This window comes from Janthinobacterium sp. SUN211, assembly GCF_030587315.1.
In the GTDB taxonomy this organism is placed as follows: domain Bacteria; phylum Pseudomonadota; class Gammaproteobacteria; order Burkholderiales; family Burkholderiaceae_D; genus Janthinobacterium; species Janthinobacterium kumbetense.
This window is the reverse complement of sequence record NZ_JAPWIC010000006.1, coordinates 389,057-404,734: the sequence shown is the minus strand read 5'-3', so window position 1 is coordinate 404,734 and position 15,678 is coordinate 389,057. Positions and strand designations below refer to the sequence as shown.

Below are 15,678 nucleotides of genomic sequence, written 5' to 3'. Positions count from 1 at the left end.
ATATACTAGCCCAAACACGCGGCATCTGCGCCTCGCGCAAACTTCCTGATTGTTAAATATCAATCAAGCTGCTGGTTGGCTTGGCAACGATGCTATTTCAACACATTAGGATGCCAGCGGGCGCACACAAGGCTTTGCAGCAACTTGTTACAAATCAATGGTGTCGCACGGCAATAAATGCTTTTGAGCATCACGATGCAGGGCCACATATACAGGCGACAACCTTGTCGGCAAGGTAAGCACAACATGGCCCGCCCCGGCGATTTACGCTAAACTATGGCCTGAACTTGCAGCGAGCCTGCCGCCGGGCAGCCAGAGGCGCCCGGCCGGTCATCCACCGCCTCCCGCCCCGAGCGGCGCACAGCGCAAGCCCCCTGCCCAGCTTATTTGCAGCCACACTGATTTGCTCCATTATTTGTCCCACTTATTTGCCGCCACATTTACCGATAAGCACCCGACGCCATGCAGAAAAAAGTATTCATTAAAACCTTCGGCTGCCAGATGAACGAGTACGACTCGGACAAGATGGCCGACGTGCTGGGCGCCTCCGATGGCCTGGTGCGCACTGACACGCCGGAAGATGCCGATGTGATCCTGCTCAATACCTGCTCCGTGCGCGAAAAGGCGCAGGAAAAAGTGTTTTCCGACCTGGGCCGTCTGCGCGAGCTGAAACTGGCCAAGCCGCACCTGCTGATCGGCGTGGGCGGCTGCGTGGCGTCGCAGGAAGGCGACGCCATCGTCAAGCGCGCGCCGTATGTCGACATGGTCTTCGGCCCGCAAACCCTGCACCGCCTGCCGCAGATGATCGAGCTGCGCCGCGCCAGCGGCGACGCGCAAGTGGACATCAGCTTCCCGGAAATCGAAAAGTTCGACCACATGCCGCCGGCCAAGGTGGAAGGCGCCTCGGCGTTCGTGTCCATCATGGAAGGCTGCAGCAAATATTGCAGCTACTGCGTCGTGCCCTACACGCGCGGCGAGGAAGTGTCGCGCCGCTTCGAGGACGTGCTGACGGAAGTGGCGGGCCTGGCCGCCCAGGGCGTCAAGGAAATCACCCTACTGGGGCAAAACGTCAACGCCTACCGTGGCGCGATGGAAGGCGGCGAGATCGCCGACTTCGCCCTGCTGCTCGAATACGTGGCCGACATCCCCGGCATCGCTCGCATGCGCTTCGTCACCAGCCACCCGAAGGAATTCACGCAGCGCCTGATCGATGCCTATGCGAAGATCCCGCAGCTGGTCGACCACCTGTATTTGCCCGCGCAGCACGGTTCCGACAAGGTGCTCGGCGCCATGAAGCGCGGCTACACGGGCCTCGAATACAAGTCCATCATCCGCCGCATCCGCGCCGTGCGCCCGAACATGGCCATTTCGTCCGACTTCATCGTCGGCTTCCCCGGCGAGACCCAGGCCGACTTCGACGCCATGATGAAGCTGATCGCCGACGTGGGCTTCGACAACAGCTACAGCTTCATCTTCAGCAAGCGCCCCGGCACGCCGGCCGCCAGCCTGGAAGACGACACGCCGCATGACGTCAAACTGGCTCGCTTGCAACAGTTGCAGGCGGCCATCGACGCCAACACGCGCAAATACAGCCTGGCCATGGTCGGCACCGTGCAAACCATCCTCGTCGAAGGCCGCTCGAAGAAGGACACCAATGACAGCGAACTGCAAGGCCGCACGGAAAACAACCGCGTGGTCAACTTCGACGCCGGCCCTGACGGTTTGCAACTGATCGGCCAGCTGGTCGACGTGCGCATCACCGAAAGCCATTCCTACACCCTGCGCGGCGAACTCGTCGCCAGCGCACCCGCATTGAAAAGAGCCAGTTGAAAACCAAAGCCCCGATACAGCCGCATTACTTCATCCCCGAGCCGCTCGACAACACGCGCCTGGCGCACCTGTGCGGCCCCCTCGATGAAAACCTGCGCCAGATTTCCGCCGCCCTCGACGTGACGATCTTCCGCCGCGGCGAGAAATTCATCGTCGGCGGCAGCAATGCCGAACGCGCCGTGGAAATCCTCGAGCAGTTCTACGCCATCGCCAACAAGGTCGTGCCGCTGGAAGAAGTGCAGCTGGCCCTGGTGGAACAGCGTGCGGGCCTGTCCGCCGCCTCGGAACACCACGCCAACGCACCCGTCAGCACCTTCGTCGAGCCGGATATCGCCAGCCCCGTGCTGAAAACCCGGCGCGCCGACCTGCGCGGGCGCACGCCGCACCAGATCGCCTACCTGCGCGACATCCTCGAACACGACATCAGCTTCGGCGTCGGCCCGGCGGGTACGGGTAAAACCTACCTGGCCGTCGCCTGCGCCGTCGACGCGCTCGAACGCGACGCCGTCAAGCGCATCATCTTGACGCGCCCCGCCGTCGAAGCGGGCGAACGCCTGGGCTTCCTGCCGGGCGACCTGGCGCAAAAGGTCGACCCGTATCTGCGTCCCCTCTACGATGCGCTGTATGATTTGCTGGGCTTTGACCGCACGCAAAAACTGTTTGAAAAACAGGTGATCGAGATCGCCCCGCTGGCCTACATGCGCGGGCGCACCCTGAACCACGCCTTCGTCATCCTTGACGAGGCGCAAAACACCACCGTCGAACAGATGAAGATGTTTTTGACGCGCATCGGCTTCGGCAGCAAGGCCGTGGTCACGGGCGACGTCACGCAAGTCGACCTGCACAAGAGCCAGACGAGCGGCCTGATCGACGCCGTGCACGTATTGAAAGACGTGCGCGGCATCGGCTTCACGCAATTTAACAGCACCGACGTGGTGCGCCATCCGCTCGTCGCGCGCATCGTCGACGCCTATGAAACGGCGCAGGCGGCCAACGCCGACGCCGCCCAGTTACTCCCCTTGTTGAAACCAGCTGCCGCCAAAAATGTCCGAAAAAAATAAACTGTCCCTGTCCGTGCAATATCCGGACGCCCGCCTGGAAACCCTGATCACGCGCCCGAAAGTGCGCCGCTGGGTCAAGGCGGCCCTGTTCGCCCCCGCCGAATTCACCATCCGCTTCGTCGACGCGGAAGAAGGCCGTACCTTGAACCGCGATTACCGCGAAAAGGACTACGCCACCAACGTGCTGACGTTCGCCTACAACGAAGGCGAAGAATTAAGCGACGACGAGCCGACACGCGCCGACATCATCCTGTGCACCGACGTGCTGGAAAAGGAAGCGGCGGAGCAGAAGAAAAGCGTGGAAGAGCACACGGCCCATCTGATCGTGCACGGCGTGCTGCATGCGCAGGGCTACGACCACATGGATGACGAAGAAGCGGCCGAAATGGAGGGCCTGGAAACGGACATCCTGGCCAAGCTCGGCATCACCGACCCGTACAAGGAGTAAGACCATGGGAACCTGGGCCACTGACGCCTTCGGCAACGACTACGCCATGGATTGGGCGCAGGACTTGCACGAATATAAAACCCTGGAACTGGTCGAGGCGACGCTCGACAACGTCATCGACAGCCAGGAAACGGAGCTGGAAGCGCCGTTCGCCGCCGAAGCGCTGGCCGCGCTGGAAGTGATCGCGCGCCTCTTGGGCAAGCCGGGCGAGGACGATCCGGCCACGGCGGAAGTGGACGAGTGGGTCGCCGCCTGCAAGAGGAAGGTGACGCCGCCGCTGCTGGACAAGGCGCGCCTGGCCTTCGAGCGCATCACGGCCGAGTCGTCGGAACTGCGCCAGCTGTGGCAGGACAGCGAGCATTTCGCCGACTGGCAAGCCGACGTGGCGGCCTTGCGCGCACGCGTGCTGGGCCCGGACGCCGCGTAAAACATCGGGCAACGGCGCACTTCAACGTATTAAATTTGCATCAAAAGCGGGGAAATCCGGTATTCCCCCACTTTTGGTGTATCCTATATCCCTTCGCAACAACGGCTCACGCCTCCTATGCCCGAGCACCCTAGTGGCGTCAGAACTGACGTCAAGCCCCACCGGTCACTGTTTGAACGCCTGACCGCACTCATTTCCCCCGAGCCAGAGAACCGTGCAGAATTGCTCGATGTTCTACACGATGCGCATGAACGCAAGCTGATCGACGCCGACGCCCTGTCGATGATCGAAGGCGTGTTTCAGGTATCGGATCTCTGTGCGCGCGACATCATGATTCCCCGCTCGCAAATGGATGTCATCGACATCAGCAAGCCGATCGAGGAATGGATGCCGGAAGTCCTGTCCACCGCCCACTCGCGCTTCCCCGCGATAGAAGGCGAGCGCGACAAGGTCATCGGCATCCTGCTGGCGAAAGACTTGCTGCGTTATTACGCAGAAGAAACTTTCGACGTCCGCGACATGCTGCGCCCCGCCATCTTCATCCCCGAATCGAAACGCCTGAATGTGCTGCTGCGCGATTTCCGCGCCAACCACAATCACATGGCCATCGTCGTCGATGAATACAGCGGCGTCGCCGGCCTGATCACCATCGAAGACGTGCTGGAACAGATCGTCGGCGATATCGAGGACGAATACGACTTCGACGAAGCCGAGGACAATATCCTCTCGCTGAAGGAAGGCCAGTTCGGCCCCCGCTGGCGCGTCAAGGCGCTGACCGAGATCGAACAATTCAACGAAGAAGTGGGCAGCCACCTGGTGGACGACGACGTCGACACCATCGGCGGCCTCGTGTCGAAGTACCTGGGCCGCATGGCGCACAAGGGCGATATTTTCGACCTGGGCAACCTGCGCTTCGAGGTGCTGCGCGCCGATGCGCGCCAGGTGCACGTGCTGCTCGTCGAGCGCCTGCCCAACGTGCCGGAACTGGAACTCTGACATGCGCGTCCTGTAAATGCGTTTCAGACGCGCCGACCCCAACGCCCCCGCCAAACCGCCCCGCAGCACCTGGGCGCGCATGCTGACTGCCGCCATCGCCGGCGCCGTCGCCGTGCTGGCGTTCGCCCCTTTCGGCTACTGGCCGCTGCAAATCCTCAGCCTGGGCGTGCTGTTCTACCAGGTGCTGCGTTCGTCCAGCGTCAAGGGCGGCGCGCTGATCGGCTGGGCCTACGGCTTCGGCTGGTGCGCGGCCGGCACGCACTGGCTGTACATCTCCATGCACCGCTATGGCGACATGGCCGCGCCGATCGCCGCCGTCGCCGTGGCCCTGCTGGCCCTGTTGATGGCCATTTACGTGGCCCTGGCCATGGGCGCGGCCGCCTGGCTGCGCCAGCGCTGGGTGCTGTCCCTGCCCGCCATGACCCTGCTGGTGCTGCCCGCGACCTGGACCCTGTTCGAATGGACGCGCGGCTGGCTGTTTACGGGTTTCCCGTGGCTGGCTACCGGTTACGCCCACAACGCCAGCCCGCTGGCCGGCTTCGCCCCCATCGTCGGCGCCTATGGCCTGGGCTGGCTGGCGGCGCTGTCGGCCGGCGCCCTGCTCTTGCTCACGCACCGCACGCGCTGGTTCGCGCTGGGCGGCCTGATCGCGCTGTACGCGGCCGGCATCGGCTTGCAATATGTGGCGTGGACGCACCCGGTCGGACGCCCGATCACGGTGCGCCTGCTGCAGGGCAATGTGCCGCAGCAGCAGAAATTCGACCCCGGCTTTGTGCTGGGCGCCCTGCAGATGTACCAAAGCGCCATCACCAGCGCGCCGGCCGACCTGATCGCCACGCCGGAAACGGCCGTCACCGTGCTGCCGCACCAGCTGCCGCCCGGCTATCTGGATAGCCTGGCGACGTATGCGCGGCAGACGGGCAGCTCGATTTTGGTCGGCATGCCCGTGCTCGACGAGCAGCAGCGCTTTTACAATGCGGCCGTGGGGATCACGCCCAACGGCACGCCGGGACCGTATTACCAGTACCGCAAGCACCACCTGGTGCCGTTCGGCGAATTCGTGCCGCCCGGTCTGCACTGGTTTGTCGCCATGATGGCCATCCCGCTGGGCGACATGGGCCGCGGCGCCGAGGTGCAAGCGCCTTTGGCCGTGCGCGACCAGCTGGTGCTGCCGAATATCTGCTACGAAGACTTGTTTGGCGAGGAAATCGCCGGCCAGCTGGTCAGCGCCCACCGCAATGGCAAGCAGTCGGCATCGGTGCTGCTGAATATCTCGAACCTGGCCTGGTTTGGCGACTCGATCGCCATCCCGCAGCATCTGCAGATCTCGCAGATGCGCAGCCTGGAAACGGGCCGCCCGATGCTGCGCTCGACGAATACGGGCGCCACCGCCGTCATCGACGGCAAGGGCGTGGTGCAAAGCCTGCTGCCGCCGGAACAGCAAGCCACCCTGGCGGCCAAGGTGCAAGGCATGGGCGGCATGACGCCATACATTCTTTACGGCAACAAACTGGTGCTGGCCCTGGCCGCGCTGGCCCTGCTGACGGCCTTCCTGCTGTCGCGCGCCGCCCGCCGTGGCCGCGCCGCGCAGCAATAAGCGGCAGATATTGCCCGAAGAGTCACAGTGGGCCCGTAAAAACCGCTAAAATTAGCAAAACCCCGGCCCGGACGCGCTTCCAAGCATGTGTCCGGGCTTCAAGCAAACCTTAACAAAGCGCAGCCTCCCGCGCGGCGAACTCATACGATGCTCACATTTCAACAAATTATCCTGACCTTGCAAACCTATTGGGACAAGCAAGGTTGCGCCCTGCTCCAGCCTTACGACATGGAAGTCGGCGCCGGCACCTTCCACACCGGCACCTTCCTGCGCGCGATCGGCCCGGAGCCTTGGCGCGCCGCGTATGTGCAGCCGTCGCGCCGCCCGAAAGATGGCCGCTATGGCGAAAATCCGAACCGTATGCAGCACTATTACCAGTATCAGGTGGTGCTCAAGCCCGCGCCGGAAAACATCCTCGACCTGTATCTGGGCTCGCTGGCCGCGCTGGGCCTGGATTTGAAGCAGAATGACGTGCGCTTCGTCGAAGACGACTGGGAAAGCCCGACCCTGGGCGCCTGGGGCCTGGGCTGGGAAGTCTGGCTGAACGGTATGGAAGTGACGCAATTTACCTACTTCCAGCAAGTGGGCGGCCTCGATTGCAAGCCCGTGCTGGGCGAAATCACCTACGGCATCGAACGCCTGGCCATGTACCTGCAAGGCGTGGAAAACGTGTATGACCTGGTGTGGACCGAGTGGGAAGAGAACGGGGTCACGAAAAAACTGACCTACGGCGACGTCTTCCACCAGAACGAAGTGGAGCAATCGACCTACAACTTCGAGCACGCGAATACGGACCTGCTGTTCGAACAGTTCGGCAACTACGAAGCGGAAGCGAAGCGCCTGATCGAACTGCAACTGACCCTGCCCGCCTACGAAAAGATCATGAAGGCTTCGCACAGCTTCAATATGTTAGATGCGCGTGGCGCCATCTCGGTGACGGAACGCGCCGCCTACATCGGCCGCGTGCGCACCCTGTCGCGCCTGGTGGCGCAAGCGTATTACGACTCGCGCGAGCGCCTCGGTTTCCCGATGCTGCCCGCCGCAGACCAACCCGCCGCCGCTTGATTGCCTAGCTCATACACCGCCGTACCAGACAAGAACACCATGAACCAAACACTGCTCATCGAACTGCTGACCGAAGAACTGCCGCCGAAAGCGCTGGCCAAACTGGGCGTCGCCTTCACGGCCGGCATCGTCAACGGACTGAAAGCGCGCGACTTCCTGGAAGCCGACAGCGTCGCCACCAGCTACGCCTCGCCGCGCCGCCTGGCCGTTTCCATCACCAACGTGCGCGAAGTCTCGCCCGATAAATCGATCCGCGAAAAAGTCTTGCCCGTCTCCGTGGCGCTGGACGCGAACGGCAACGGCACGCCGCCGCTGGCCAAGAAACTGGCCGCGCTGGGTTTCCCCGAGCTGACGGTGGCCGAGCTGGAACGCGCCGCCGACGGCAAGGCTGAAAGCTTCTTCTACACCTACACGGCACCCGGCAGCCAGCTCGCCACGGGCGCGCAAGCTGCCCTGGCCGAGTCGGCCGCCAAGCTGCCGATTCCAAAGCTGATGAGCTATCAGCGCCCGGACGGCAGCACCGTGCAATTCGTGCGCCCGGCCCACAGCCTGATCGCCCTGCACGGCATCAATATCCTGCCATTGACCTTGCTGGGTTTGACGGCCGGCCGCACCACCCTGGGCCACCGCTTCCTCACCGACGGCGCGCCGATCACCATTGCGCACGCCGAGAACTATGCACCGTCGCTGATCCTCAACGCCAGCGTCATCGCCAGCAACGAAGAACGCAAGGAGCGCATCCGCGCCCAGCTGCTGGACAAGGCCGGCGCCGACCAGGTGCTGATGCCCGAAGCGCTGCTCGATGAAGTCACGGCCCTGGTCGAATGGCCGGTCGTGTATGAGTGCCACTTCGAGGAAGAATTCCTGGCCGTGCCGCAGGAATGCCTGATTCTCACCATGCAGACGAACCAGAAATACTTCGCCCTGACGGACAGCGAAGGCAAGCTGCGCTCGCGCTTCCTGATCGTGTCGAACATCGAAACGGACACCCCTGAACACATCATCGGCGGCAATGAGCGCGTCGTGCGCCCGCGCCTGTCCGACGCCAAGTTCTTCTTCGAGCAAGACAAGAAGAAAACCCTGGCATCGCGCCTGCCGCTGCTGGCCAATGTCGTCTACCACAACAAGCTCGGCACGCAAGCGGCCCGCACAGAACGCGTCAAGTCGCTGGCCGGCGCGATCGCCGCCAAGCTGCAATATGACGTCGCCCTGGCCGAACGCGGCGCCCTGCTGGCCAAGGCCGATTTGCTGACCGACATGGTAGGCGAATTCCCCGAGCTGCAAGGCATCATGGGCACGTACTACGCGCGCCATGACGGCGAAGCCGAGGAAGTGGCGCTGGCCGCCTCCGAACATTACCAGCCGCGCTTTGCCGGCGACAGCCTGCCATCGACCGCCACCGGTACCGCCGTGGCGCTGGCCGACAAGCTCGAAACCCTGGTCGGCATCTGGGCCATCGGCCTGGCGCCGACGGGCGACAAGGATCCATTCGCGCTGCGCCGCCATGCCCTGGGCGTGCTGCGCATGCTGCTGGAAAAACGCTTGCCTTTGTCGATCCAGGGCTTGCTGGCCGATGCCGCCGCGCAGTTCGCAGCCGTTCCCGGCTTCAAGGACCCGGTCGCGGACGTCACCACCTTCATGCTGGATCGCCTGCGCGGCATCCTGCGCGAGCGCGGTTTTTCGCCGAATGAAATCGAAGCCGTCGTGGCGCAAAACCCGGACCGCCTGGACGACATCGTGCAGCGCCTGGAAGCCGTGCAGGCGTTTGCCGCCCTGCCGGAAAGCGCCTCGCTGGCCGCCGCCAACAAGCGCATCACGAACATCCTGAAAAAGAACGAAGAAGCCGTGAGCCAGGTCGCCGCCGGCGGCGTCAACGTGGCGCTGCTGCAGGACGAGGCGGAGAAAAAACTGGCCGCCGCCGTCTCGCGCGTGCAGCCGGAAGTCGACGCGGCCTTCGCCAAGGGCGACTTCACCAGCACCCTGCAAACGCTGGCGCAGCTGCGCGACGATGTCGATGGCTTCTTCAACGACGTGATGGTGATGGCCGAGGATGTCGCCCTGCGCAACAACCGCCTGGCCTTGCTGTCGTCGCTGCACGGCATGATGAACCGCGTGGCAGACATTTCGAAGCTGGCGGCATAATGGGCACGCCGGCGCTGAAGCTGATTATTCTCGACCGCGACGGTGTCATTAACCATGACTCGCCGGACTTCATCAAGTCGCCCGCCGAATGGCTGCCGATCCCCGGTTCGCTCGAAGCGATCGCCCGCCTGAACCAGGCAGGCTATCGCGTCGTCATCGCCTCGAACCAGTCGGGCATCGCGCGCGAATATTTCGACATGACGGTCTTGAACGCGATCCACCAGAAGATGCACACATTGGCGCAGCAAGTGGGCGCCGATATCGATGCCATCTTCTTTTGCCCGCATGCGGGCGCGGACAATTGCGATTGCCGCAAGCCGAAACCGGGCATGTTCCATGAAATATCGCAGCGCTACAACACCAGCTTGAAAGGCGTGCCCACGGTCGGCGATTCGCTGCGCGACCTGCAGGCAGGCTTCATTAGCGGCTGCGTGCCCTACCTGGTCTTGACGGGCAAAGGCGAAAAGACCAATGAAACGGGCGGCCTGCCGCCTGGCACCCAGGTCTTCCCCGACCTGGCCGCCGTCGTCAGCCACCTGCTCAAGGCGCCGGCGGCAGCGGTGCCCACCGTGGCATTCAGTATCTAATCTTCGGAGAACCGCATTGCGTAATATTTCCCTGTTCCTGCGATCCCTGCTGTTCATGATCATCATGATCGTGGCCACCATCGTCTGGGCCTGCGTGTGCTTTTTTGCCGCGCCATTGAGCTATAACAAGCGCTATTGGGTCACCTCGCGCTGGAACGTGTTTATCCTGTGGTGTGCCAAGGTCATTTGCGGCATCCGCTATGAAGTCAAGGGCGCCGAGAACTTCCCCGATGCGCCGGCCATCGTGCTCTCGAAGCACCAGTCGGCCTGGGAAACCATCTTTTTGCTTCCCAGCCTGCCACGTCCGCTCGTATATGTGTTCAAGAAGGAGATTTTGTACATCCCCTTCTTCGGCTGGGCCATGGCGCTGCTGCGCATGATCCCCATCGACCGCAAACAGGGCAAGCATGCGTTCAAGAGCGTCGTCGCGCATGGCAAGCGCCGCCTGGCAGATGGCCAATGGATTATCATGTTCCCTGAAGGTACCCGCATTCCCGTGGGCCAGGCGGGCAAGTACAAGAGCGGCGGCACGCGTTTGGCTATCGCCACGGGCGCCGTGGTGGTGCCGATTGCGCATAATTCAGGCGAATGCTGGCCCAAGCAGTCATTCCTCAAACGCCCGGGACTGATCACCGTCTCGATAGGCAAACCGATTTCGCCGGAAGGGCAAACCCCGGACAGCATGATGCAACAGGTGGAAAATTGGATAGAATCAGAAATGCGCGTCATTTCGCCTCACGCCTACAACGCTGGCTAGACGGCATCAGCGCGGTCATCCAGGAGCCGACACTGCGCCAGCAGATGAAGACCATCAGGGTCGGCGACCAGCAACTGGATTTGTTCGCGCATGACGTCTCGACCAGCACGCCCCCGGCGGTGCGCCCCACGGCACCGCCAGCGCCGCCCGTGGCGCCACCGCTAGTGGCACTCGCGCCCCCCATCGCTCGTCCTGCCCCGCCTCCCCTGCCTTCCCCGCCACGCACCGCCGATGGCCCGCCACTGCGCCAGCTGCAACTGGACAGCCACCTCGTCGAATTTGCCCTGCGCCGTTCCACGCGCCGTTCCATCGGCTTCATGATCGACGATAACGGCTTGCGCGTCACGGCGCCCAAGCGCGTCACCCTGGCCGAAATCGACAACGCCATCCGCGCCAAGCAAGGCTGGATCGTCTCGAAACTGCTGGAACGGGGCGAGCGCAAGGTGCAGCGCCAGCAGCGCCCGCCCGTGGCCTGGGTCGATGGCGCCGTGCTGCCCTACCTCGGCGGCGACATTACCTTGCGGTTGCACCAGGCGCCGCGCCACCGCGCCAGCTTCCAGCGCGAGACGAATGAGCTGCACGTATGGGTTACGCCCACGGGCAGCGAACAGCAGTTGAAGGAAAAAGTGAAGGGCTGGTTCCAGCACGAAGCGCGCCAGCTGTTCGAGGCGCGCCTGGACGTGTATGCGGACAAGCTGGGCGTGCGCTACGATTCATTGTCGCTGTCGTCGGCCGGCACGCGCTGGGGCAGCTGCACCATCGAGCGCAAGATCCGCCTGAACTGGCGCCTGATCCATTTCGCCCTGCCGCTGATCGACTACGTGGTGGCGCACGAACTGTCGCACCTGCTGGAAATGAACCACAGCCCCCGCTTCTGGGCCACCGTGGAATCGATCTATCCCGATTACGATGGGGCCAAGCAGGCGCTCAGAAAACGCTCGCAGGAATTACCAGTCCTGTTCAATTAAGCTGGCAGCAAAGGCTGGATCGCAGCGATCGTGCGCGGCGTGGCGCCCCGGTGCTGGCTGGCAAACGCCAGCGCTTTTTCTCCCATGGCCGCCAGGCGCGCGGGATCCTGCAGCAGGGCCGCCGCCTGCGCCATCAGCGCGTCGGCGTCCGCCACCAGCGCGGCACCGCCGGCGGCAATCGCCTGTTCGGTCACCAGCGCAAAATTGAAGGTGTGGGGGCCGATCAGCACGGGCTTGCCCAGGGCCGCCGGCTCGATCAGGTTTTGCCCGCCCAGCGGCAGCAGGCTGCCGCCCACGAAAGCGCAATCGCAGGCCGCGTAATACGCAAACATCTCGCCCATCGAGTCGCCCAGCAGCACCTGCGTGCCCGCAGCCACGATGCCATCCTGGCCCAGACCGGACCTGCGCTGCACGGCCAAGCCCTGCGCCGCGATGAGTTTTTCCACCTCGTCAAAGCGCTGCGGATGACGCGGCACGATCAACAGCAGTGCATTCGCGGGCAGGCTGGCGCGGGTATAAGCATCGAGGATCAGCTGCTCTTCCCCTTCGCGCGTGCTGGCGCACAGCAGCACGGGACGTGTGCCGATGGCGCCGCGCAGCCAGGCGCCTGTCGCCAGCGCCGTTTCGGGCACGACGACGTCGAACTTGATGCTGCCCGTGACCACCACGTCCTGCACACCCAGCTGACGTACGCGATCGGCGTCGTCCTGCGTCTGCGCCGCGACCAGGGTGATGCCGCGCGCCGCATCGGCGATGAGTTTCCCCAGGCGCTGCGCCTTGCCCAGCGATCGCTGCGACAGGCGCGCATTGGCCAGCACCACGGGTACTTTGTAGCGATTGCACTGGTGGATCAAATTCGGCCACACTTCCGTCTCCATCAGGATGCAGATGCGCGGCGCGAAATGGCGGATGAAACGGGCCGGCATGGCGCCCGTGTCATACGGCAGGTAGCTTTGCACGAGGCGCGCCCCGTGTTTCGCGAACAGGGCCTTGCCCGTGGCGCGCCCCGTCGGCGTCATGTGCGTGAGAACGATGCGGCACGCGGGCCATGCGGCCAGCAGCGCATCGATCAACGGCTCGGCCGCGCGCGTCTCGCCGACGGAGACGGCGTGCAGCCAGATGGTGTCGGGGGCAGGTGTGGCCTGGCGCCCGTAAAAGCCCAGACGCTCGCCCCAATGCTGGCGGTAGCCGGGTTCCTGGCGTCCGCGCAGCCACAGCCGCGCCAGCACCAGGGGCAAGGCCAGCCACCAGGCAAGGGTATAAAGAAGTCGCATGTTTGTTTGATGTTGAAGTCAGGCGGTTGAAGTCAGGCGGGAGGATAGTCGGCCAGCAGGCGCTGCGCCGCGGCCAGCACTTCCGGCACGCCGGGCGGCGCACCTTTATCGCCCAGGTTGATGATTTTCGGCGACCAGTTGCCTTCCGTTTTCCACAGCGGCGAATCGGCATAGATTTCCACCGTCGGACGTACAAAGGCGGCGGCGATATGCGTCAGGCCCGTGTCGACGCCGATCACCAGCGCCGCATGGCGCGCCAGCAGGGTGGCGTCTTCCATCGACAGCTTCGGCAGCAGGCGCGCGTTGGGCAAGCTGGCCGCCAGTTGTTCGGCTTCCGCCTTTTCCTTGGGCGAACCCCAGGGCAGCAAAATCGGCATGGGAGCGAGCGCGTGGCCCAGGGCGATCCAGTTTTCCGGCGCCCATTTCTTGGCGTCGCGCGCCGTGCCGTGGAAATACACGCAGTAAGGGGCCTCGCCCATCCAGTCCGGGCGCGGCTCGCTGCCTGACACTTCCGGCAGACCGAAATCGGCCGGCGTATCGACCGTATAGCCGAGCGCCGCGCCGGCCACCAGGCGGCCGCGCGCTACCGCATGCGTGTGCGGGTCGAGCGGAATGCTTTTCGTATGAAAAATGCGCGAGATGCCTTCGTAGCCGGAGCCTTCGCTGCCATTGGCCAGGCCGACTTTCTGCCCGCCCGGCGCCAGGCGCGCGGCACCCATGATGATGCCCGTCTTGAGCAAGCCCTGGGTATCGAACACATAATCGTAATGCGTCTGCCGCAGGCTGCGGAAGAAGGCGGCGATTTCCGCGCGCGTTTCTTTCTTGCCCAGGCTCTTGCGCCAGCGCCGCAGCGCGAACGGGAAAATGGTGCCCACGCGCGGATTCAGGCGCACCAGGCTGACATAACCCTCTTCGACCACCCAGTCGATGGTCGCATCCGGATAATGGCGGGCGATATCCGCCACCATCGGCAGGTTATGCAGTACATCGCCCAGCGAGGACACCCGCACCAGCAGGATTTTCAAGGGCGCCTGTGCGCCAGCTTGGCCGGCCATGCTGTCAGAACGGCAGCACAGCGTCTGGCTTGGCGGCCAGGATCACGCTCTTGAACTGTCCCTGGATGCGCGCCAGCGCTGCCGGCGTTTCTGCTTCGAAGCGCATGACGATCACCGGCGTGGTGTTCGACGAGCGGGCCAGGCCGAAACCATCCGCATACTCCACGCGCAAGCCGTCGATGGTGATGATCTGCTCATTGCCGGGGAAGACGGCGTCGCGGCGCAGCATGTCCATCAGCGCGACGTTCTCGCCTTCCTTCAGTTCCAGGTGCAGTTCGGGCGTGCTGTCGGACTGCGGCAGGGAGTTCAGCAGGCTTGACGGGTCGGCTTCGCGCGTGAGGATTTCCAGCAGGCGCGCAGCCGAATACAGGCCGTCGTCGAAACCGTACCAGCGGTCCTTGAAGAAGATATGGCCGCTCATTTCGCCACCCAGCGGCGCACCCGTCTCGCGCAGCTTGGCTTTTACCAGCGAGTGGCCCGTCTTGTACATCAGCGGCACGCCGCCATGCTTGGTGATGTAAGGCGCCAGGTGGCGCGTGCATTTGACGTCGTACAAAATCTGCGCGCCTGGGTGGCGGGTCAGCACGTCGGCCGCGAACAGCATCATCTGGCGGTCGGGGTAGATGATCTGGCCATCCTTGGTGACCACGCCCAGGCGGTCGCCGTCGCCGTCGAAAGCGATGCCGATTTCCGCGTCCGCCTCAGCCAGGCAGCGGATCAGGTCTTGCAGGTTTTCCGGATGCGCCGGATCCGGATGATGGTTCGGGAAATTGCCATCGACTTCGCAGAACAGTTCGATGACCTCGCAGCCCATGCCGCGGAACAGGTCGCCCGCAAATGCGCCGGCCACGCCATTGCCGCAGTCGACGGCGATCTTGATCGGACGCGCCAGCTTGACGTCGCCCAGGATGCGCTCCAAATAGGCGGCGCGGATATCGTGCGTGGCATAGCTGCCTGGCGTGCTGCTGGCGCTGCCGTCGTGCGCGACGATGCTGTGGTACAGGGCCTGGATCGCTTCGCCGTGGATCGCTTCGCCGGCCAGCACCATCTTGAAGCCGTTGTAGTCGGGCGGATTGTGGCTGCCCGTGACCATGATGCCGGAGCGCGTGTCGAGCACATTCGTGCCGAAGTAGACCATCGGCGTGGCCACCACGCCCAGGTCGATCACGTCGACGCCTGCCGCTTGCAAGCCCTGCGCCAGCGCCGCCGTCAATTCCGGCCCCGACAGGCGGCCATCGCGGCCGATCACGACCCGCTGCTCGCCCTTGGCCAGAGCGGCCTGGCCAAATGCCTGACCGATCTTGTGGGCCACGCTGGCATCGAGGGTTTTAGCGATGATGCCGCGAATATCGTAGGCCTTGAAGATCGTTCTGGACAATGGAAGCATGGTGTGGGCGGTATAAAGAGGGTCAAATAGGGTGCCTGGCAAAGTGCAGCGCGGGGCTGACAGCTTGCTACTGCGCCAAGAGTA

14 protein-coding genes are annotated in these 15,678 nt (G+C 63.7%); 11 read left to right on the top strand and 3 right to left on the bottom strand.

The features are described 5' to 3' along the window. Nucleotides 1–462 precede the first annotated feature (462 nt). From miaB to O3301_RS21605, 11 genes are all read left to right on the top strand, one after another. Nucleotides 463–1,830: a tRNA (N6-isopentenyl adenosine(37)-C2)-methylthiotransferase MiaB gene (gene miaB / locus O3301_RS21655; protein ID WP_289900320.1), complete on the top strand. Its 1,368-nt coding sequence runs from the start codon at nt 463–465 to the stop codon at nt 1,828–1,830. Further along, nucleotides 1,827–2,891, top strand: coding sequence for a PhoH family protein (locus O3301_RS21650; RefSeq protein ID WP_099666560.1), 1,065 nt, complete (start codon nt 1,827–1,829; stop codon nt 2,889–2,891). Before miaB ends, O3301_RS21650 begins: the two co-directional genes overlap by 4 nt. Continuing rightward, nucleotides 2,875–3,339, top strand: a complete 465-nt coding sequence (gene ybeY / locus O3301_RS21645) for an rRNA maturation RNase YbeY (protein ID WP_099666559.1) — start codon at nt 2,875–2,877, stop codon at nt 3,337–3,339. The genes O3301_RS21650 and ybeY overlap by 17 nt, the downstream gene beginning before the upstream one ends. Nucleotides 3,340–3,343: 4 nt before the next feature. Beyond that, nucleotides 3,344–3,766, top strand: coding sequence for a DUF4259 domain-containing protein (locus tag O3301_RS21640; protein ID WP_305057458.1), 423 nt, complete (start codon nt 3,344–3,346; stop codon nt 3,764–3,766). A 117-nt stretch (nt 3,767–3,883) separates the two neighbouring features. After that, nucleotides 3,884–4,762 carry an HlyC/CorC family transporter gene (locus tag O3301_RS21635; protein WP_071075558.1) on the top strand — a complete coding sequence of 293 codons (879 nt, stop codon included), beginning with the start codon at nt 3,884–3,886 and terminating at the stop codon, nt 4,760–4,762. A 16-nt stretch (nt 4,763–4,778) separates the two neighbouring features. Next, nucleotides 4,779–6,359 carry an apolipoprotein N-acyltransferase gene (lnt, locus tag O3301_RS21630; protein WP_305057457.1) on the top strand — a complete coding sequence of 527 codons (1,581 nt, stop codon included), beginning with the start codon at nt 4,779–4,781 and terminating at the stop codon, nt 6,357–6,359. 147 nt (nt 6,360–6,506) lie between these two features. Further along, on the top strand, nt 6,507–7,424 hold the full coding sequence (gene glyQ, locus O3301_RS21625; protein WP_034780177.1) for a glycine--tRNA ligase subunit alpha: 918 nt from the start codon (nt 6,507–6,509) through the stop codon (nt 7,422–7,424). A gap of 39 nt (nt 7,425–7,463) precedes the next feature. After that, the gene (gene glyS, locus O3301_RS21620) at nt 7,464–9,566 is read left to right on the top strand and encodes a glycine--tRNA ligase subunit beta (protein WP_305057456.1); all 2,103 of its coding nucleotides are present in this window, start codon (nt 7,464–7,466) and stop codon (nt 9,564–9,566) included. Continuing rightward, complete coding sequence (gene gmhB, locus O3301_RS21615; protein WP_289913217.1) at nt 9,566–10,153, top strand: D-glycero-beta-D-manno-heptose 1,7-bisphosphate 7-phosphatase; 588 nt, start codon at nt 9,566–9,568, stop codon at nt 10,151–10,153. The genes glyS and gmhB overlap by 1 nt, the downstream gene beginning before the upstream one ends. Before the next feature lie 16 nt (nt 10,154–10,169). Continuing rightward, nucleotides 10,170–10,910, top strand: coding sequence for a 1-acyl-sn-glycerol-3-phosphate acyltransferase (locus tag O3301_RS21610; protein ID WP_034746739.1), 741 nt, complete (start codon nt 10,170–10,172; stop codon nt 10,908–10,910). 44 nt (nt 10,911–10,954) lie between these two features. Continuing rightward, a complete protein-coding gene (locus tag O3301_RS21605) occupies nt 10,955–11,878 on the top strand; it encodes a M48 family metallopeptidase (protein ID WP_305057455.1) in 924 nt (307 codons plus the stop codon). Here O3301_RS21605 and waaA read toward each other — a convergent pair. From waaA to O3301_RS21590, 3 genes are read right to left on the bottom strand one after another with little or no spacing between them, the layout of a single operon-like run. After that, nucleotides 11,875–13,152, bottom strand: coding sequence for a lipid IV(A) 3-deoxy-D-manno-octulosonic acid transferase (gene waaA, locus O3301_RS21600; RefSeq protein WP_305057454.1), 1,278 nt, complete (start codon nt 13,150–13,152; stop codon nt 11,875–11,877). The two genes, O3301_RS21605 and waaA, sit on opposite strands and share 4 nt — an antisense overlap. Nucleotides 13,153–13,184: 32 nt before the next feature. Beyond that, nucleotides 13,185–14,207 carry a lipopolysaccharide heptosyltransferase I gene (waaC, locus tag O3301_RS21595; RefSeq protein ID WP_305057453.1) on the bottom strand — a complete coding sequence of 341 codons (1,023 nt, stop codon included), beginning with the start codon at nt 14,205–14,207 and terminating at the stop codon, nt 13,185–13,187. 4 nt (nt 14,208–14,211) lie between these two features. Beyond that, nucleotides 14,212–15,594, bottom strand: coding sequence for a phosphomannomutase/phosphoglucomutase (locus tag O3301_RS21590; RefSeq protein ID WP_305057452.1), 1,383 nt, complete (start codon nt 15,592–15,594; stop codon nt 14,212–14,214). Nucleotides 15,595–15,678 lie beyond the last annotated feature (84 nt).

Excerpts from the sequence above, each read along its gene's own strand:
- O3301_RS21605 (WP_305057455.1), top strand. The coding sequence starts at position 10,955 with ATGAAGACCATCAGGGTCGGCGACCAGCAACTGGATTTGTTCGCGCAT.
- O3301_RS21590 (WP_305057452.1), bottom strand. The coding sequence starts at position 15,594 with ATGCTTCCATTGTCCAGAACGATCTTCAAGGCCTACGATATTCGCGGC.
- glyQ (WP_034780177.1), top strand. The coding sequence starts at position 6,507 with ATGCTCACATTTCAACAAATTATCCTGACCTTGCAAACCTATTGGGAC.
- ybeY (WP_099666559.1), top strand. The coding sequence starts at position 2,875 with ATGTCCGAAAAAAATAAACTGTCCCTGTCCGTGCAATATCCGGACGCC.
- miaB (WP_289900320.1), top strand. The coding sequence starts at position 463 with ATGCAGAAAAAAGTATTCATTAAAACCTTCGGCTGCCAGATGAACGAG.
- waaC (WP_305057453.1), bottom strand. The coding sequence starts at position 14,207 with ATGGCCGGCCAAGCTGGCGCACAGGCGCCCTTGAAAATCCTGCTGGTG.
- gmhB (WP_289913217.1), top strand. The coding sequence starts at position 9,566 with ATGGGCACGCCGGCGCTGAAGCTGATTATTCTCGACCGCGACGGTGTC.
- waaA (WP_305057454.1), bottom strand. The coding sequence starts at position 13,152 with ATGCGACTTCTTTATACCCTTGCCTGGTGGCTGGCCTTGCCCCTGGTG.
- lnt (WP_305057457.1), top strand. The coding sequence starts at position 4,779 with ATGCGTTTCAGACGCGCCGACCCCAACGCCCCCGCCAAACCGCCCCGC.
- glyS (WP_305057456.1), top strand. The coding sequence starts at position 7,464 with ATGAACCAAACACTGCTCATCGAACTGCTGACCGAAGAACTGCCGCCG.
- O3301_RS21635 (WP_071075558.1), top strand. The coding sequence starts at position 3,884 with ATGCCCGAGCACCCTAGTGGCGTCAGAACTGACGTCAAGCCCCACCGG.
- O3301_RS21640 (WP_305057458.1), top strand. The coding sequence starts at position 3,344 with ATGGGAACCTGGGCCACTGACGCCTTCGGCAACGACTACGCCATGGAT.